Source organism: Pseudomonas sp. KK18 (genome assembly GCF_037094675.1).
Taxonomy (GTDB): Bacteria; Pseudomonadota; Gammaproteobacteria; order Pseudomonadales; family Pseudomonadaceae; genus Aquipseudomonas.
In genome coordinates this window covers 857,958-876,662 of the sequence record NZ_CP146605.1, presented here as the reverse complement: position 1 = coordinate 876,662, position 18,705 = coordinate 857,958, and the positions used below count along the sequence as shown (strand labels likewise).

At 61.4% G+C, this 18,705-nt stretch carries 18 protein-coding genes; 6 read left to right on the top strand and 12 right to left on the bottom strand.

Annotated features, from left to right (window positions below; genetic code table 11):
- Positions 1–11: 11 nt before the first annotated feature.
- Complete coding sequence (locus V6607_RS03790; RefSeq protein ID WP_017478510.1) at positions 12–1,415, bottom strand: gluconate:H+ symporter; 1,404 nt, start codon at positions 1,413–1,415, stop codon at positions 12–14.
- Between the two features lie 193 nt (positions 1,416–1,608).
- On the opposite strand from V6607_RS03790, the gene V6607_RS03785 reads away from it, so the two are divergent.
- Positions 1,609–2,001: a lysozyme inhibitor LprI family protein gene (locus V6607_RS03785; protein ID WP_003212286.1), complete on the top strand. Its 393-nt coding sequence runs from the start codon at positions 1,609–1,611 to the stop codon at positions 1,999–2,001.
- Positions 2,002–2,130: 129 nt separating this feature from the next.
- Here V6607_RS03785 and V6607_RS03780 read toward each other — a convergent pair whose 3' ends face one another.
- The 5 genes from V6607_RS03780 to V6607_RS03760 form a co-directional block, all read right to left on the bottom strand.
- Positions 2,131–3,576: a SulP family inorganic anion transporter gene (locus V6607_RS03780; RefSeq protein ID WP_087693438.1), complete on the bottom strand. Its 1,446-nt coding sequence runs from the start codon at positions 3,574–3,576 to the stop codon at positions 2,131–2,133.
- Positions 3,577–3,783: 207 nt separating this feature from the next.
- Positions 3,784–4,677 (bottom strand): NAD-dependent epimerase/dehydratase family protein, encoded by an 894-nt coding sequence (locus V6607_RS03775; protein ID WP_102605600.1) that lies wholly within the window; start codon positions 4,675–4,677, stop codon positions 3,784–3,786.
- A 104-nt stretch (positions 4,678–4,781) separates the two neighbouring features.
- The gene (locus V6607_RS03770; RefSeq protein ID WP_003212293.1) at positions 4,782–5,678 is read right to left on the bottom strand and encodes a LysR family transcriptional regulator; all 897 of its coding nucleotides are present in this window, start codon (positions 5,676–5,678) and stop codon (positions 4,782–4,784) included.
- Positions 5,679–5,719: 41 nt separating this feature from the next.
- Entirely contained in the window at positions 5,720–6,310 is a 591-nt protein-coding gene (locus V6607_RS03765) for an NAD(P)H-dependent oxidoreductase (protein WP_063033256.1), read from the bottom strand.
- A gap of 117 nt (positions 6,311–6,427) precedes the next feature.
- Complete coding sequence (locus V6607_RS03760; RefSeq protein ID WP_134325691.1) at positions 6,428–7,192, bottom strand: sulfite exporter TauE/SafE family protein; 765 nt, start codon at positions 7,190–7,192, stop codon at positions 6,428–6,430.
- A gap of 190 nt (positions 7,193–7,382) precedes the next feature.
- Between V6607_RS03760 and V6607_RS03755 the strand changes: the two genes are divergently transcribed.
- On the top strand, positions 7,383–8,297 hold the full coding sequence (locus V6607_RS03755) for a LysR substrate-binding domain-containing protein (protein ID WP_102605602.1): 915 nt from the start codon (positions 7,383–7,385) through the stop codon (positions 8,295–8,297).
- A gap of 15 nt (positions 8,298–8,312) precedes the next feature.
- On the opposite strand, the gene V6607_RS03750 is transcribed toward V6607_RS03755, so the two are convergent.
- Complete coding sequence (locus V6607_RS03750; RefSeq protein WP_134325690.1) at positions 8,313–9,743, bottom strand: amino acid permease; 1,431 nt, start codon at positions 9,741–9,743, stop codon at positions 8,313–8,315.
- 166 nt (positions 9,744–9,909) lie between these two features.
- The gene (kynU, locus tag V6607_RS03745) at positions 9,910–11,160 is read right to left on the bottom strand and encodes a kynureninase (protein WP_134325689.1); all 1,251 of its coding nucleotides are present in this window, start codon (positions 11,158–11,160) and stop codon (positions 9,910–9,912) included.
- Positions 11,161–11,302: 142 nt separating this feature from the next.
- On the opposite strand from kynU, the gene V6607_RS03740 reads away from it, so the two are divergent.
- On the top strand, positions 11,303–11,776 hold the full coding sequence (locus V6607_RS03740; RefSeq protein ID WP_003212305.1) for an Lrp/AsnC family transcriptional regulator: 474 nt from the start codon (positions 11,303–11,305) through the stop codon (positions 11,774–11,776).
- 124 nt (positions 11,777–11,900) lie between these two features.
- Here V6607_RS03740 and catA read toward each other — a convergent pair whose 3' ends face one another.
- The 3 genes from catA to V6607_RS03725 are packed head-to-tail and all read right to left on the bottom strand — an operon-like array spanning position 11,901 to position 14,304.
- Positions 11,901–12,830, bottom strand: coding sequence for a catechol 1,2-dioxygenase (catA, locus tag V6607_RS03735; protein WP_003212307.1), 930 nt, complete (start codon positions 12,828–12,830; stop codon positions 11,901–11,903).
- A gap of 42 nt (positions 12,831–12,872) precedes the next feature.
- Positions 12,873–13,163 (bottom strand): muconolactone Delta-isomerase, encoded by a 291-nt coding sequence (gene catC / locus V6607_RS03730; protein WP_008436679.1) that lies wholly within the window; start codon positions 13,161–13,163, stop codon positions 12,873–12,875.
- Between the two features lie 16 nt (positions 13,164–13,179).
- The gene (locus V6607_RS03725; RefSeq protein WP_134325688.1) at positions 13,180–14,304 is read right to left on the bottom strand and encodes a muconate cycloisomerase family protein; all 1,125 of its coding nucleotides are present in this window, start codon (positions 14,302–14,304) and stop codon (positions 13,180–13,182) included.
- Positions 14,305–14,418: 114 nt separating this feature from the next.
- Between V6607_RS03725 and V6607_RS03720 the strand changes: the two genes are divergently transcribed.
- Positions 14,419–15,294, top strand: coding sequence for a LysR family transcriptional regulator (locus tag V6607_RS03720; RefSeq protein WP_003212314.1), 876 nt, complete (start codon positions 14,419–14,421; stop codon positions 15,292–15,294).
- A gap of 139 nt (positions 15,295–15,433) precedes the next feature.
- Here V6607_RS03720 and V6607_RS03715 read toward each other — a convergent pair whose 3' ends face one another.
- A complete protein-coding gene (locus V6607_RS03715; RefSeq protein WP_008436676.1) occupies positions 15,434–16,432 on the bottom strand; it encodes a helix-turn-helix domain-containing protein in 999 nt (332 codons plus the stop codon).
- Between the two features lie 312 nt (positions 16,433–16,744).
- Here V6607_RS03715 and antA point away from each other — a divergent pair, with 312 nt between their 5' ends.
- Both antA and antB read left to right on the top strand, forming a co-directional pair.
- Entirely contained in the window at positions 16,745–18,136 is a 1,392-nt protein-coding gene (gene antA / locus V6607_RS03710; protein WP_134325687.1) for an anthranilate 1,2-dioxygenase large subunit, read from the top strand.
- A complete protein-coding gene (gene antB, locus V6607_RS03705; RefSeq protein ID WP_003212320.1) occupies positions 18,136–18,627 on the top strand; it encodes an anthranilate 1,2-dioxygenase small subunit in 492 nt (163 codons plus the stop codon). The genes antA and antB overlap by 1 nt, the downstream gene beginning before the upstream one ends.
- Positions 18,628–18,705 lie beyond the last annotated feature (78 nt).

Sequence of the window (18,705 nt, the reverse complement as noted above, 5' to 3'; positions counted from 1 at the left end):
TCGGCTCCGGGTTACAAGATGCAGGACAAACCATAAGTCAGACCGAAGGCGACCACCGAAATCAGGGTCTCCAGCACGGTCCAGGTCTTGAAGGTCTGGATCACCGTCATATTGAAGTATTCCTTGATCAGCCAGAAGCCGCCGTCGTTTACGTGGGAAAAGATTACCGAACCCGCGCCGGTGGCCAGCACCAGCAATTCCGGGTGGGGATAACCCAGGCCCATCGCAACCGGTGCAACCACGCCTGAGGCCGTGGTCATGGCCACGGTGGCCGAGCCGGTGGCGATGCGCATCAGCGCGGCGAACAGCCAGCCCATCACCAAAGGCGACAGGTTGAAGGCGTGGGCCAGGCCGAGGATCTCATTGGTGACCCCGGCGTCCACCAGAATCCGGTTCAAACCACCGCCCGCGCCCACCAGCAAGGTGATGCTGGCGGTCGGTGCCAGGCATTCGTTGGTGAACTTGAGGATCGATTCGCGGTTGAAACCCTGGGCCAGGCCCAGCGTCCAGAAGCTCACCAGGGTCGCCACCAGCAGCGCAATCACCGAGTTACCGATAAACAACAGGAACTGGTTAAAGGCGGTGCCCGGTGTGGAAATCAGGTTGGCCCAGCCGCCGATCATCATCAGCACCACCGGTAACAGGATGGTGCCCATGGTCAGGGCGAAACTCGGCAGGCGGGTGCGCGGCTCGCGGTCGATGAACTGGCGTTCCAGCGGGTTTTCCGCCGGCAGGTGAATGTGCGGCACGATAAATTTGGCGTACAGCGGGCCGGCAATGATCGCGGTGGGTATGCCGATCAAAATCGCATACAGCACCGTCTGCCCGACCGAGGCGTTATAGGCCAGCACCGCCATCATCGCCGCCGGATGCGGCGGCACCAGCGCATGCACCACCGACAAGCCGGCCACCATCGGCAGGCCGACCATCAGGATCGACACGCCCACCCGCCGCGCCACGGTAAACGCGATCGGCACCAGCAACACAAAACCGACCTCGAAAAACAGCGGCAGCCCCACCAGGAACGCGATACACACCATTGCCCAGTGCGCGTTACGCTCGCCGAACCGGTTGATCAGCGTGCGCGCCACCTGCTCGGCGCCACCGGACTCGGCCATCATCTTGCCGAGCATGGTGCCCAGCGCGACCACCAGCGCAATATGCCCCAGCGTCTTGCCGACGCCCGCCTCGTAGGAGCCCATGATCGTGTCCGCCGGCATCCCGGCCAACAGCGCCAGGCCGATAGACACCAGGGTGATGACGATAAACGGGTTGAGCCGGTAACGCGCGATCAATACGATCAATGCAATGATGGCGATGGCGGCGTAGATCAACAGCCAATACCCCGGTGATGCGGCCATGCGGTACTCCTCGGAAAGGGTCACGTCGAATAGGTTGTGAAAGTCATAAATCATTACCGAGGTGCATTTTCAATTTTTATGAAAGTAATTTTCGCCCACAGACAAGCCCTGTCGCGCAGGGATATGCCCAGGGTCAGTGGATGAAAATTCGGGGGGCGTTCTTACATGAAGATCGCCGGGGCTGGAAACTCAACTGCGCAGGCCGAGTCTTAGACTGCACACCGACTCATGACCAGGAAAACCCAGAATGAATCGTAACCCCCTGCTTGTTCCTTTCGCCGCCGGCGCACTGTTGCTGGCCTTGTGCGGCACGGCTTCGGCCGACGAGAACCCGGCACTGAAAAAATGCATGGACGGTGCCAACACCACCGCCGACATGGTCGATTGCAACGCCAAGGAAACCAAGGTGCAGGACGCGCGCCTGAATACCGCCTACAAAACCGCGATGACCGCGATGGAAGGCAACCGCAAGCAGCAGCTGCAGGACGTACAACGCCAGTGGCTCAAGTTTCGCGATGCCAACTGCGGCTTCATCGGCTCGGCCACCGGCGGCACCATTGATCAGGTCAACGGCTCCGGCTGCGTGCTGGACATGACCCAGACCCGCGCCCAGGAACTGGAAAACCTGGTCGGACCATGATCGTTCCCACGCTCTGCGTGGGAACGCATCCTGTGACGCTCCGCGTCACGACTTTAGGAGCGGACGCGGAGCGTCCAAAGCGGCGTTCCCACGCAGAACGTGGGAACGATCATTGCGCTTCAACAACGGTCAGTCGTGCTGCACCCGGGCGCGCTTGAGCAGTTTGCGGCAGCGCTCGGACAGGTGCAGCACCCGCAAATGCTTGCCGGCCTTGGTGTAGCGCTCGCGCAAGGTCATCAACGCAGCAATCGCCGAATAGTCGACGAAGCTCAAGTGACGGCAATCCAGCGTCACCTGGGCCGGGTCGTTGGCCGGATCGAAGCGATTCAAAAACGGCGTGGTCGAGGCAAAAAACAGCGTGCCGTGCACCCGATAGAGTTTGCTGCCGTCCGCTTCCATGTGCTCATCCGCGTACAGCTCGCGCGCTTGCTGCCAGGCGAAGTTCAGCGCCGCAATCACAATCCCGCACAGCACCGCCGTCGCCAGGTCGGTGAACACGGTAATCACCGTCACCGCCATGATCACCAGCACGTCGTTGAGCGGCACCTTGTTGATCACCCGTAGGGACGCCCAGGCAAACGTCTGCTGGGACACCACAAACATCACCCCCACCAGCGCCGCCAGCGGAATGCGCTCGATCAGCGGTGACAGAAACAGAATGAACAGCAGGATCATCACCCCGGCAAATACCCCGGAGAAGCGCCCGCGCCCGCCGGAGCTGAGGTTGATCACGGTTTGCCCGATCATCGCGCAGCCGCCCATGCCGCCGAACAGGCCCGAGACCATGTTGGCGGCACCCAAGGCCACGCTTTCGCGGTCCGGGTAGCCGCGGGTTTCGGTGATTTCGTCGGTGAGGTTGAGGGTCAGCAGGGTTTCCAGCAGGCCGACCATGGCCATCAGGATCGCGTAGGGCGCGATGATGTGCAGGGTTTCGAGGGTCCAGGGAATCTGTGGCAGCGCGAAGGTCGGCAGGCCGCCGGCGATGTGGGCCATGTCGCCCAGGGTGCGGGTCGGCAGGCCGAGCAGGTACACCGCCAGGCCTACGCCGAGGATCGCCACCAGGGCTGGCGGTACGGCGCGGGTCAGGCGCGGCAGCAGGTAGACGATGGCCATGGTTGCCGCGACCAGCCCGGTCATTACGTACAGCGGCGTGCCGCTGAGCCAGGTGTCACCGCTCTTGAAATGCTCCAGCTGCGCCAGGGCAATGATGATCGCCAGGCCGTTGACGAACCCGAGCATCACCGGGTGCGGCACCATGCGCACCAGCTTGCCCAGGCGCAACAGGCCGAAGGCGACCATGATCAACCCGCCCAGTAATACCGTGGCCAACAGATACTGCACGCCGTGCTGCACCACCAGCGCGACGATCACCACCGCCATCGAGCCGGCGGCCCCAGAGACCATGCCAGGCCGGCCGCCGAACAGCGCGGTGAGGGTGCAGATGATGAATGCGCCGTAGAGGCCCATCAGCGGGTTGAGATGAGCCACCAGGGCAAAGGCGATGCATTCGGGCAGCAAGGCAAAAGACGTGGTGAGTCCGGCCAGGGCGTCGGCGCGCAGACGGGTGAGGTTCATTGAAGTACCGGGGAGTTGCGGGGGATAAGGCTGGGGATGGTACGGAATTGGGCGGGGTGGGGCTAGTGTTGGGTAAGACCGTTGGACCGAGTCGCCCCTTTCGCGAGCAAGCCCGCTCCCACATTTGACCGCATTCCAAAGTTGGAACTCGGTTAAGTGTGGGAGCGGGCTTGCTCGCGAAGAGCTCGCCTCGGTCTCAAGCGAACATCACACCATCTCGTTGCGAATCCACTCAACTACAGAAGTCCGCTTCGGCGCCCATCCCAGCAATTCCCGAGCATGCTTGCCGCGCACCCGGCTGTTGGAGCCCAGGCCATAGTTGGCCATTTCATAACCCCACTCGGCCTCGGCATCCGCCAATGGCCAATCCTGTGGTTTACCCAGCTTCAGCGCTTCGGCAATCGCGGTGGTCATGTCGACAAACGCCGCTTCGCCACTCTCCACAAAGTAGAAAGTGCCCGGCACATTCTTTTCCAGCGCCAGCAGGTACAACGCAACCACGTCTTCAATGTGCACGTTGGACCAGATGTTCTGCCCGGTGCCCACATGCCGCACTACACCGCTTTTGCGTGCCTGCTTGAGCAAGCGTGGCAACTGCACGCTGTCGCGCTTGACGCCCAGGCTGTGACCGTAGATCAGGGTGTTGCAGATCACTGCCGAGTTCACGCCATCTTTGGCTGCAGCCAGGATCAGGTTGTCGATGGCCACGCGAGCAGCCTTGTCGACAGTCGGCGCCGGCAGGTTGTCTTCAAAGTAGATGACATCGCTGGACTTACCGCCCGACGCATCGCCAACGATGCTCGAACCGCTGGTGTGCAGGAAGGTTTTGTTGGAACCGCGCAGCGCGGCCAGCAAGGTTTCCACGGCGCCGCGATGGTCGCTGCTGGCGGCGTTGATCACCGCGTCAGCTTTCTTCGCCTGCTCGGTCAACAGCGCGCTGTCATCCAGCGTACCGATCACCGGCGTGATACCCAGTGCCGTCATTTCCGCAGCCTGTTCGGTGCTGCGCACCAGGCCGGTGACGTTATGGCCGGCCTTGACCAGGCCAGTGGCGATGGAACCGCCGATAAAACCGGCAGCGCCGGTGATGAATACGTTCATGGAGGTGTCTCCCTGCGTGAGTAATTGATGGCGTCAGTATTGCGGACCTATCCATTCCGAATAAGTCCGTATTGCCCAATTCAATCTTGCGCAGAGGTCACGAATCAGCTGGCGTAGCTGGCCAGCTTGCCCTGGATAAAGTCCAGGAAGCACTGGATGCGCAAGGCCAATTGCGAGTTGCGGTAGTACACCGCGTTGATCGGTTGACGATAGCCGCTGTTGAACTCGGCCAGCACCGGTATCAGGCGTCCGGTCTTGATGTCCTGGGCGGTCATGAAGTCCGATAAACAGGTGATGCCCTGCCCTTCCAGCGCCAGCTGGCGCAAGGTTTCACCGCTGGAAGCGGCAACGCCAGGCTGGATTTGCCAGCGATCGCCGTGCACATGGCGCAACGGCCAGTGGTTGAGGGTTTCGGTCTGGGTGAAGCCGAGCAACGTGTGTTCGGCCAGTTCGGCAACGGTCGTGGGCGTGCCGTGCTGTTCCAGGTACGCCGGGCTGGCGAGGATATGCAGCGGGCTGCACCCCAGTGAGCGGGCGTGCAACGTCGAGTCGGCCAGAGCACCGATACGAATCGCGATGTCGGTGCTCTGCTCCAGCAGGTCGATGATCAGGTCGTTACTGTTCAGTTCCAGCTGGATATCCGGGTACAGGCCACGAAACTCGGCGATGTACGGCACGATCGCATGCAGCATGAACGGCGACGCCGCGTTGATCCGCAGGCGCCCCGACGGGGTTTGCTGGCGCGACGACAGGCGTTCTTCCAGGTCGTCCATCTGCTCGAGGATCACCTTGGCCCGCTCGAAGAAATACTTGCCCTCTTCGGTCAGGTCCATGCGCCGGGTGGTGCGATTGATCAGGGTGGTGTCGAGCTTGGCTTCCAGGCGCGACAAGGTGCGGCTGACCGCCGACGGCGTCTGCCCGACCTGCTCGGCTGCGGCGGAAATCGACCCGCATTCAATCACGCAGACGAAGATCTGTAGCTCATCGGATCGGGCTTTCAACGTGAATCCTCTTTATAGCGGCTGCACGGATACTAGCCGCATTACAGACTCAGGTTAAACACCTGTGCCAGATGCTGTTCATAACGCGCCACGTCGGCTTCGATGGCCGGGCGTTTCATCACGTCCACACAGAGGAAGGTCGGCAGGCCGGTCATGCCGAGGAACTCGTTGGCCTTGTGGAACGGGAAATACACCGCGTCCACGCCCTTGGCTTCGAAGAAGTCGGTGGGGTCGTCGAACGCTTGCTGAGGAGCGTTCCAGGTCAGGGACAGCATGTATTGCTTGCCCTGGATCAGGCCGCCGCTGCCGTATTTCTGCGACGCGTCGGAGCGGGTGCGGCCGTCGCTGGCGTACAGGCTGCCATGGCCTTCGGTGAAGACTTCATCGATGTACTTCTTGACGATCCACGGAGCGCCCATCCACCAGCCGGGCATCTGGTAGATGATCACGTCGGCCCAGAGGAATTTGGCGACTTCTTCGGCCACGTCGTAGCCGGCGTCGATGTGGGTTTCCTTGACGTCGATGCCGCCACGGTCCAGTACCGCCAGGGCGGCTTCATGCAGGGTGCTGTTGTAGCGACCGTCGGAATGGGCGAATTTCTTACCGCCGTTGAGCAGGAGTACTTTTTTCATAGGGGGTGCCTAAAGATTAAAAATGTCTGAAGGCAGGGTAACGGGGTCGGTGCTTTGGAATAAGCGTCCCGGCGGCAAAATACATTTGACCAAGGCGCACGAATCAACGGCATATTATTAACCACTGATCAGCAGATGACCTCCCAGCGCGGCCATGCCGATAAAGAACACCCGCTTGAACAGCACGGCACTGATGCGCTGGCGCAGGGCCTGGCCCAGCCACATCCCGAGCAGCGCGGGAACCAGCGCCATCAACGAGGCGTTCAATTCGCCGCCGCCCAGGCTGCCACGCCAGAACAGCCCGGCTGCCAGCGCCAGGGTCGACACGGTGAACGACAGCCCCAACGCCTGCACCAGCTGATCGCGGTTCAAGCCCAACGCTTGCAGATACGGCACCGCCGGTATCACGAACACCCCAGTGGCCGAGGTGATGACCCCGGTCAGCACGCCGCACAGCGGGCCCAGCCAGCGCTCGGTGTCCGGGCTGACCTTGAACGTCGGCAGCAACAGCCCGCTCAAGGCATACACCAGCAGCGCGCCGCCCAACGCCCGCACCACCCAATGCCCGCCATCCATGCCCAGCCACAACGAGCCCAGCCCGGTGCCGAGGAAAATCAGCAGGAGCATCGGCCACAGGCGTTTGATCAACGCGCTCAGGTGACCGCCGAAGGCCAGTTGCCAGAGGTTGGTGACGGTGGACGGGATGATCAGCAACGCCGCAGCCTGCGCCGGCAACATAGCCAGGCCGAGCATGCCCATGGCGACGGTGGGCAGGCCCAGGCCGATGACGCCCTTGACCATACCGGCCAGCAGGAAGGTGCCGATCACCAGCCATGTCAGGGCCGGGCCGAGGTATTGGTAGAACGCGAGTAAGGTATTCATGGGCCGATTTTGCAGGTTTGGGTGATGTCTGAAAATTCGCCATATACTGAGGCAGCCTCTTGTTTTGCATGAGGCAGATGGCCTCTTCGCGAGCAAGCCCGCTCCCACATTTAGATCTGTGAACCCTTTCAAAATGTGGGAGCGGGCTTGCTCGCGAAGAGGCCCGTACAGACACTGAGATCCCCAGCACATGCACTTTGACCTGATCGACCTGCGCCTGTACCTGCACATCCTCGACACCGGCAACATCACCGCCGGCGCCAGCCGCAGCCATTTGTCCCTGGCGGCGGCGAGTGCACGGATCCGGGCGATGGAAGCCTCCCTGGGCATCGAGTTTCTTGAACGTGGCCGCCGTGGCGTCACCCCGACTGCTGCGGGTAAAGCCCTCGCCCGTCACGCCCGCCTGCTGTTGCAGCAAGCCGATCACCTGCAGCAAGACCTCGCGGAATACGCCAACGGCGTCAAGGGCCAGGTGCGCCTGCTGTGCAACACCACCGCCCTGAGCGAATACCTGCCGGAACTGTTGGCGGACTTTCTGCACGAGCACCCCAACCTCGACATCGACCTGCAGGAACTGCCAAGCCTGCGCATCACCCACGCCTTGCGCCAGGGCGCGGCAGACCTGGGGATTATTTCCGACGCAGTAGACACCCACGGCCTGCAAACCCTGCCCTTTCGCGACGACCCGCTGGTGCTGATCATGCCGCTGGATCACCCGCTGGCCGGGCGCACCGTGAGTTTTATCGACAGCTTGCAGCACGACTACGTGGGCCTGGCCGCCGACAGCGCGCTGGCGGTGTACCTGGAGGAACAGGCATTGCACGCAGGCTTTCGCTTGCAGACACGCATCCGTGCAGATGGGTTTGACGGGCTTATTCGCATGGTCGCCCGGGGCGCCGGGCTGGGGATCGTGCCCCTGGCCGCGCTGGAACGCTGGCCGTTGGAGCGGCGCTTCAAGGCCCAACCCCTGAGCGAGGATTGGGCCTGTCGCAAACTGCTGTTATGCGCCCGCGAGTTCGAGCAATTGCCCGGTTACGCCGCCCAACTGCTAAACGCCCTCTCCCCCTGTAGGAGCGAGCTTGCTCGCGAAGCACGTCAACGATAACGCGGGCTTTCTGATTTAACCCGGCGCCCTCGGGTTTTTCGCGAGCAAGCTCGCTCCTACAAGGTTTTGGCGACCCTTGCGGAAGAACACGTAGTACACCGCCGACAGAATCAGCAGGAACGGCACCCCGAACACCAGCGTCATCTTGAACGCATCGGTGAAGAACGTGGTGATCATCACCGCGCCCATCAGCACCAGGCCCAGCAGCGTGCTGTAGGGAAACAGCGCCAGCTGGAACGACAGCTTCGCCCCGCCGTGACGCTTGCGGTAGCGGCGGAAAAACAGGTGCGTGAGGAAGATCATGAACCAGGTGAAGATCGCGCCAAACATCGAGATCGCCATCATCAGGGTGAACGAGCTTTCCGGGTACACCACGTTCAGCAGGGTCGCCAGGGCAATGCCCGAGCTGGACAGCAACAAGGCGTTCAACGGGATCCCGCTCTTGCTCAAGGCGCCCATGGACTTGGGCGCAAAACCGGCGCGGGACAGGCTGAACATCATGCGGGTGGTGATGTAGAGCTGGCTGTTCATCGCCGACAGCGCAGCGATCAGGATCACGAAGTTCATCACCCCGGTGGCGCCGGGAATGCCGATGGTCTGCATCACCGTGACGAACGGGCTCTGGGCGTGGCCAGCCTGGTTCCACGGCACGATGGCCAACATCAGCGCCAGGGTCAGCAGGTAGAACACCACCAGCCGCACGATGGTCGCGCGGAAGGCTTTTTTCACCGCCTGCTCCGGGTCGGCCGCTTCACCGGCGGCCACCGCGATCATTTCCACGCTCAGGTAACTGAAGATCGAGACGATCACCGCGATCCACATGCCGCTCAACCCGTTCGGGAAAAAGCCGCCGTGGGCCGCGTAGTTCTGCACGCCGTAATCCGGATTGCCGGAGCCGAACACCACGTACACCGCGAGGATGATGAAGCCAACGATGGCGCTGATCTTGATCGTGGAGAACCAGTACTCGAAGTTGCCGAAGGTCTTGACGCTGATGGCGTTGAGTACGATCAGCACGCTGGAAAACGAGACGATCCACACCCATTCCGGCACGTTGGCAAACCAGTACTTCATGTACATCGCCACCGCCGTGACCTCGGCGCCCACCGCCAGCACAATCGCCGCCCAGTACGCATAGCGCACAAGGAAACCGGCCAGCGGGCTGACGTAAAATTCGGCATACGCGCCGAAGGAGCCCGAGGTGGAATGCGCCACGGTCATCTCCGCCAGGCAGCCCATCAACAGCAAAGTGATCAGCGCGCCGATGGCATAGCTGACCAGCACGCTGGGCCCGGCATAGCCGATGGCGTAGGCGCTGCCCATGAACAGCCCGGTGCCGATGGCGCCACCGATGGCGATCATGCTCATCTGGCCGGAAGTGAGCTGGCGCCTGAGGCCCAGTTCGCGATTGGTGATTTCGGCAAAGCCTTGGTCTGGCGTGGTCACGTGGCGTGCCCCTTTATTATTGTGATTGCACTGCTTTTCTGGATGAAACACTGTCCCCTGTGGGAGCGGGCTTACTCGCGAATGCGGTGTGCCAGTCAATACATCAGAGACTGATAGACCGCATTCGCGAGCAAGCCCGCTCCCACATTTTTTGCTCTGCGTTTACTCAGGTGACGCTGTGACGAACCTTGAACTGCGGCTGGTCCCAGGTTTTTTGATCGAGAATCTCACCCAGGATTTCCACCGCATCCCACACTTCAGCAAAGCTGGTGTACAGCGGGGTAAACCCGAACCGCATGATCCGCGGCTCACGATAATCACCAATCACGCCGCGAGCGATCAAGGCCTGGATAACCGCATAGCCTTCCGGGTGTTCGAAGCTGACGTGGCTGCCCCGTCGGGCATGCTCACGCGGGGTGATCAGGGTCAGGTCGTGGGCGGCGCAACGGCTTTCCACCAACTCGATGAACAGGTCGGTCAACGCCAGGGATTTAGAGCGCAAGCTGGCCATATCGGTCTGGGCAAAAATATCCAGGCCACACTCCACCATCGCCAGCGAGGTAATCGGCTGGGTGCCGCACAGGTAGCGGGCGATGCCCTGGCTCGGGGCATAACGCGATTCCATGGCGAACTGTCGGGTATGCCCGAACCAGCCCGACAGCGGCTGCGTAACCACATCCACCAGCGCCGGGTTGACCCACACAAACGCCTGGGAGCCGGGCCCGCCGTTGAGGTATTTGTAAGTGCAACCAATCGCATAATCGGCACCGGCCTGATGCAGGTCGATCGGCACCGCGCCCGCCGAATGCGCCAGGTCCCAGATCGCCAGCGCGCCACATTCATGGCTCAAGGCAGTCTGGGCCTGCATGTCGTACATGTAGCCGGTCTTGTAGTTGACGTGGGTGAGCATCACCACGGCCGTGTCCTGGTCGATGGCTTTCGGCAGTTCGTCCGGGCTGTTGACCAGGCGCAGAGAGTAGCCCTGTTGCAGCAGTTCGGTGAGGCCTTCGGCGATGTACAGGTCGGTGGGGAAATTGCTCGCTTCGCTGACGATCACCTTGCGGCTTGGCGCGCGTTCGCGTTGCACGGTCAGCGCGGCGCTGAGCACTTTGAACAGGTTGATGGAGGTGGTATCGGTGATCACCACTTCACCGTCGCGGGCACCGATCAGCGGTGCGAGACGATTGCCCAGGCGCTGGGACAGGTCGGCCCAGCCGGCACTGTTCCAACTGCGAATCAGGCCATTGCCCCACTCCTCGGCGATCACCGCTTGCGCCCGTTCCAGTGCCGCTACCGGGCGCGCACCGAGGGAGTTGCCGTCGAGGTAGATGACCCCGGCCGGCAAGGCGAATTGGTTGCGCAATGGCGCCAGCGGATCCTGGGCGTCGAGGGTCAGGCAATGGGTGCGGGTGGTCATGGTCAGTCCTGTTGTTGTAGTAACAATGAGCCAAATAATGAACGAAGCTTTAGAGAATTTTCGTGCAAAGTGGTGGGCAACAGGCTAATTAAGCTGTAGGAAATTCGAATTTAACCCCCAAACACGCGGATTTATTCTAACCATGATTCTCGACGCCACCGACCTGCGCCTTCTGCATTTCCTGCAACAGGATGGCCGTATCAGTAACCAGGAACTGGCCGAGAAAGTCGCCCTGTCGCCGTCGGCCTGCCTGCGGCGTTTGCGCCTGCTGGAAAGCGAGGGAATCATCAGTGGTTATCGGGCGGTGTTGAACGCCGAGCAACTGGGGATCGAGCTGGAGGCCATCGTCCACCTGTCGTTACGCCAGGATGTGGAGGATTGGCACGAGACGTTTATCAAGAAGGTGCAGGGGTGGCCGGAGGTGGCCAGTGCGTATGTGATTACCGGGGCGAGCAATTATGTGCTGCGGGTGCAGGCGCGCAACCTCAAGCACTTTTCGGATTTCATTGTGAACCACCTGAACCGCACGGCGGGGGTGATGGATATTCGCTCGGAGATCGTGTTGCAGAAGATCAAGGATCGGGATGATCTGCTCGATCTGGTTGTTCGCAAATAGGCCAAACGATACAGAGCCAATGTGGGAGCGGGCTTGCTCGCGAAGGCGGAGTGTCAGTCACCGGAAATATTGACTGATCCACCGCATTCGCGAGCAAGCCCGCTCCCACATTTTTTTACCGCGTTCAGTCTTCGAGCGCGCGAACTCGCTGCATACGTTTCTGTTCGACAGGCGCCGCCGCAGGCTGCAACTCGAAGTCAAAATCAATCTGCGCAAACTGCCCTTCCACACCAAATTCCTTCGCCAGGTTTGCGTCCTCGCTGAAGCGAATTTCGGCGATCAACTCATCCCGCGTCGCATAGGCAAAATCATCATGCAGGTACGGGTCATCCGACAGGTTGATCTGCGTGGTCAGGTGCCGATGGCCCGGCGCCGAGATGAAGAAGTGGATATGCGCCGGCCGCTGGCCATGGCGCCCCAACTGGTCCAGCAACTGCTGGGTCGGCCCGGTCGGCGGGCAGCCATACCCCGACGGCACGATGCTGCGAAAACGGTAGTTGCCCTGGGCATCGGTCTCGATTCGCCGACGCAGGTTGAACTCCGACTGTGTGCTGTCAAACCACGAATACGTACCACCGGTATTGGCCTGCCATACATCGACAATCGCCCCCGCCAACGGCTTGCCATTGGTGTCGCGCACCTGGCCCTGCATGAACAGCGGCACGCCCGGGTCCTGCCCGTCGTCCAGCCGCGCCTCGAACTTGGACAGCGGCGCACCGGCCACATACAGCGGGCCTTCGATGGTGCGCGGGGTGCCGCCGGACTTGCCGGCTTCCTCGTCCGCCGCGTCCATCAGCATGTCCAGGTAATGCTCCAGGCCCAACCCTGCCGCGAGCAAGCCGGCTTCCTGGTTCTTGCCCAGTTCGTTGAGGTAGTTGACCGCCTTCCAGAACTCTTCCGGGGTCACTTCCAGGTCTTCGATGATGTTCACCGTGTCCCGCAGGATCCGGTAGATCAGCGCCTTGGCCCGTGGGTTGCCGCCGTCGTTAAGGTTGCCGCTGGCTTCTTCGAGAAACTGTTGGGCGTGAGCAGTCTGGGAAAGTCGGATGGACATGGTGCAATCCTCATCTTGTAATTATTAGGTGAAAAAACAGACTCAGCGATCATCCTCACGGATCGACGATGGATGCCGGCACAGGGCATTCACTTCGATGGCCATGTAAGGATAAAGCGGCAGTTGCATCAGCAGGTCATGCAGTTCCTGCACGCTGTCGACATCGAACACGCTGTAGTTGGCGTACAGCCCGGCGATGCGCCACAGGTGGCGCCATTTGCCTTGCTCCTGGAGCCGCTGGGAGAAGGCTTTTTCTTCAGCCTTGAGGCTGGCAGCGCGCTCGGGGTTCATGTCGACTGGCAGGTTCACGGTCATTTTTACGTGGAACAACATCGCAGGTGTCCTCTTGTTAGTTATCGCGACGGAAGAACGCCAGGCGCTCTTCATCGATGGCCAGGCCCAGGCCCGGAGCGGTGGAGACATGCAGGTGGAAATCGCGGTACACCAGCGGCTCGGCGAGGATGTCTTCGGTGAGCAGCAGCGGGCCGAACAGCTCGGTGTCCCACGCCAGTTTGTTCAAGGTGAGAAAGGCATGGGCCGAGGCCAGGGTGCCGATACCGCCTTCGAGCATGGTGCCGCCGTACAGGCCGATACCCGCCGCTTCGGCAATCGCTGCGGTGCGCAATACCGCACGCGGCCCGCCGTTTTTGGCGATCTTCAGGGCGAACACCGAGGCCGCGCCTTCGCGGGCCAGGTTGAAGGCATCTTCCACGCATTCGATGGACTCGTCGGCCATGATCGGCGCCGGGCTCGACAGGTTGAGCCGCACCATGCCGCCGCGGTTGTTGCGCGAGATCGGTTGTTCGATCAGGTCGATACCGTTGTCCCCCAGCACCTTGCAGGCGCGCAGGGCCACGGCTTCGTCCCAGGCCTGGTTGACGTCGACCCGCACACTGGCGCGGTCGCCCAGGGCTTTTTTGATCGCGATGACGTGGGCCAGGTCCTGGCTGACTTCACCGGCGCCGATCTTCAATTTGAAAATGCGGTGGCGGCGCAGGTCGAGCATCTTCTCGGCCTCGGCGATGTCTTTTTCGGTGTTGCCGCTGGCCAGGGTCCAGGCCACCGGCAAGGCGTCCCGCACGCGGCCGCCGAGCAATTCGCTGACCGGCAGGTTCAGGCGTTTGCCGAGGGCATCGAGCAAGGCGCTTTCGATACCCGACTTGGCAAAGGTGTTGCCCCGGATGCTGCGCTCCAGGCGCAACATGGCGGCATTGATGTTGCTCCCGTCCTGGCCGAGCAGCAGCGGCGCGAAGTGCCGGTCGATGTTGATCTTGATGCTGTCGGGGCTTTCATTGCCGTAGCTCAGGCCACCGATGGTGGTGGATTCACCAATGCCTTCGATACCGTCGGCGCAGCGCACGCGGATGATCACCAGGGTCTGGTTCTGCATCGTGTGCATCGCCAGTTTGTGCGGGCGGATGGTAGGGAGATCGACGATGATGGTCTCGATCGACTCGATGGCGCAAATCGGCATGGCAATACCCGTTGGGTTCTTTATAGATTTGGCCTGATTCTGTTCCGGATCTCTGCTGGCTTCCAATATAGAATGAGTCTCGAACAATACCCATAAGGTATGAATGGAGTCTTTATGGAACTGCGCCATCTGCGTTACTTCCAGGTGCTGGGGGAAACCCTCAACTTCACCCGCGCCGCCGAACGCCTGCACATTGCCCAGCCGCCGCTGAGTCGGCAGATCCAGCAACTGGAGGACGAACTGGGTGTGGTCCTGCTGGAGCGTGGGCGCCCGTTGCGCCTGACCGAAGCCGGGCGGTTTTTCTATGAGCACGCCAATGTGCTGCTGGAGCAACTGGGCAAGGTGTGTGACAACACCCGGCGCATCGGCCTTGGGCAGAAAACCTGGCTGGGCATCGGTTTTGCGCCGTCGACGCTGTACGGCGTGCTGCCGGAGTTGATTCGCCGGCTGCGCAGCCACGATGGCCTGGAGCTGGAGTTGGGCCTGTCGGAGATGACCACGCTGCAACAGGTCGAAGCCCTCAAGGCCGGGCGGATTGACGTGGGCTTCGGGCGGATTCGCATTGACGACCCGGCCATTGTGCAGCGGGTGTTGGTGGAGGACCGGTTGGTGGCGGTGTTGCCCGCCGGGCATCCCCTGCTGGGCGCCCCGGCCACCCTGGCGCAATTGGCCGCTGAACCCTTCGTGCTGTATCCCGGCAACCCGCGGCCGAGCTACGCCGACCATGTGATCGCGCTGTTCGATGCCCATGGCTTGAGCCTGAAGGTTTCGCAGTGGACCAACGAATTGCAGACCGCCATTGGTCTGGTCGGCGCAGGCATGGGCGTGACCCTGGTACCCGCCTCGGTGCAGGTGCTGCACCGCGCAGACATTGGCTACACGCCGGTGGTGGAGGCCACCGCCACTTCGCCGATCATTCTCAGCCGGCGGATCAATGACCAGTCGCCGGGGCTCAGTCATTGCCTGCAACTGGTGGAAGAGTTGATTTAAAAGAACACTACACATCCAATGTGGGAGCGGGCTTGCTCGCGAATGCGCAGTGTCAGTCACCGAATGAGTTGGCTGATGCACCGCATTCGCGAGCAAGCCCGCTCCCACAGTTGATCTCCGTTGTTTTTGCGTAAGGTGTTCATCCACGCATGCGCCGGGCGTCGTTGCGCTGCAGCGTCTGGCTGGGAGACTCGTCGAACAGCTTGCGGTACTCGGCCGAGAATCGCCCCAGATGAGTAAAGCCCCAGCCCAGGGCGATTTCGGAGATGGTGCGCGTGGAGCCATGTTCGAGGATTTGCTGGCGCACGGCACCCAGGCGGTATTTCTTCAGATAGGCCATGGGCGACAGGGCGAAGTATTTGCGGAAGGCATCGAACAGCTTGAAGCGCGACACGCCCGCCGCCGCCTCCAGATCCTCCAGGTGCACCGCTTCCCGGGCGTTGTCGTGGATGTACTGCCGCGCACGAATCAAATAGTGCGGCAGCTTCACCCCCAGCACGTCCCGCAGTTCTTCGGAATAGTTGTTCGGCTGGGCCAGGATCAGGCCCTTGATCAGCGAGCTTTCCAGGTCCCGGGTAAACGCCACCTGGTCATACAGCTCGCTGCTGCGCTCCAGTTCGGCGATGAAATACCGCGCCATGCGCCACCACGACGCGGAAGCGCCGTCCACCGCGTCCATCGCCGACTCGAAGCGCAGCGGTGCTTCAATCGGCCGCTGCAGCAGGCCTTCCAGGGATTCGCTCATCGCCGCGCGGGTGATCACCACCTGCAACTTGCGGCAGTCGCCGGAGATCTCCAGCACCTGATGTTCGTTGGGCGAGATGATCACGCCCTGGTCACGGTTGGAGCTGAGCCGTACGCCGTTCTTGCTCAGTTCCTGCTCGCCCACCAGCGGCAGGGTCAGGCTGTAGCTGCTGAAGTGCTCGGCGTCTTCGATGTCGATGGTGACATCGGTGCCGTATTCGATAATCCCCAGCGTCGTGGCGCGGGACTTGAACACATTGGCGCTGTGGTGAAAGCGGATGCGCTCCGGCGTCGCGGTTTGCAGGCGGTGCGGCCCGCAAATGCCGGACATCCAGCTGCAGGCGCCTTCAAGGTCGAAGCGCTCGATACGTATATCGCGTGTATTGCTACTCATCACGGGGCACCCACGGCAATTGTGGCCGGCGCGCTCTGACGGCGCGTCCTGGTAGATCGACAGCAAGTTTTGCGCCACGCCAGCGGGATCGCCACTGGGTGGATAGCAACCGTCGACTAAGTGGATAACAAGCAGACTTTTCCGACAATCGCCTTGCAAGACAGTAGCGCATTCCGCCACCGCCCTGCACCGCCGTGGGTATTTCGTGCCCAACTAAGTGGCCCACCTTCCCCCATTAACCGGATAGCCCGGTGCCCCGCCGCAGCCTCTTAATGGCCTACCCGTCTAGCCATTATCAAAAAGGTGCCTCCCATGAGTGGTGCAAGAAGCGTCGAGCAGTGGAAAAGCTTTATCGAAGGCTGCCTGGACTTCCGTCCGGTGGATGAGGTGTTCCGCATCGCCCGGGACATGTTCACCGAGCCGGAGTTGTTCGAGCTGGAGATGGAGCTGATCTTCGAAAAAAACTGGATCTATGCCTGTCATGAGAGCGAACTGGCCAACAAGCACGACTTCGTGACGATGCGCGCCGGGCGCCAGCCGATGATCATCACCCGCGACGGCGAAGGCCAGCTCAACGCGCTGATCAACGCCTGCCAGCATCGCGGCACCACCCTGACCCGAGTCGGCAAGGGCAACCAGTCCACGTTTACCTGCCCGTTCCATGCCTGGTGCTACAAGAGCGATGGCCGGCTGGTGAAGGTCAAGGCGCCGGGGGAATACCCGGAAGGCTTCGACAAGGCCACTCGCGGCCTGAAAAAGGCGCGGATCGAGAGCTACAAGGGCTTCGTCTTCATCAGCCTCGACGTGAACGGCACCAACAGCCTGGAAGACTTCCTCGGCGACGCCAAAGTGTTCTTCGACATGATGGTCGCCCAATCGGCCACCGGTGAGCTGGAAGTGCTGCCGGGCAAGTCCGCCTACACCTACGACGGTAACTGGAAACTGCAAAACGAGAACGGCCTGGACGGTTATCACGTCAGCACCGTGCACTACAACTACGTGGCCACGGTGCAGCATCGCCAGCAGGTCAATACGGAAAACGGCACCGGCTCGGGCACGACACTGGACTACAGCAAACTCGGCGCCGGCGACGCGAACACCGATGACGGCTGGTTCGCCTTCAACAATGGCCACAGCCTGTTGTTCAGCGACATGCCCAACCCCACCGTGCGTTCGGGCTACGCCACCATCATGCCGCGCCTGATCGAAGAACACGGCCAGCAAAAAGCCGAATGGATGATGCACCGCCTGCGCAACCTGAACATCTACCCGAGCCTGTTCTTCCTCGACCAGATCAGTTCGCAGCTGCGGATCATCCGGCCCATCGCGTGGAACAAGACCGAAATCATCAGCCAGTGCCTGGGGGTGAAGAACGAGTCTGGCGCCGACCGTGAAAACCGTATTCGCCAGTTCGAGGATTTCTTCAACGTCTCGGGCATGGGCACGCCGGATGACCTGGTGGAGTTCCGCGAAGCCCAGCGCGGCTTCCAGGGCCGTCTGGAACGCTGGAGCGATATTTCCCGCGGCAGCCATCGCTGGGAAACCGGGCCGACACCCAATAGCGAATCCATCGGTATCCAGCCGGCGATGACCGGCACCGAATTCACCCACGAAGGGCTGTACGTCAACCAGCACCGCAACTGGCAGAAATTCCTGCTGGACGGACTCGACCAGCAAGCCCTGAAACTGCGGGAGGTGGAATGATGAATGCGCAATTGCAGTACCGGATCGAGCAGTTTTTTTACCGTAAATCCGAGCTGTGCGATGCCCAGGATTGGGACGCCTACGTGCAGTTGTTCGATCCGCAGAGTGAATTCCACCTGCCGCAGTGGGATTCGGAACATGTCTACACCCGCGACCCGAAGCGCGAAATGTCGTTGATCTACTACGCCAACCGCTCGGGGCTGGAGGATCGGGTGTTTCGCCTGCGCACGGGCAAGGCCGCGTCGGCCACGCCGATGCCGAGGACGCTGCATTTGATCAACAACGTGCGGATTGCCGAGCAACCGGACGGGCTGCTGGAGGTGAAGTTGAACTGGCATACGTTGTTCTATCGGCTGGCGACGTCGGAGCAGTTCTACGGCAGCGCCACTTACAGCCTCAAGCCCGATGGCGACAGTTGGTTGATCACCCGCAAGCATGCGCTGCTGCTCAACGACACCATCAACTCGGTGCTGGATTTCTATCACCTGTGACCTGATGCATTACACCTGTGGCGAGGGAGCTTGCTCCCGCTGGACCGGGTTGGCGCTCCAGTGCGTAGCGCTCCCGGC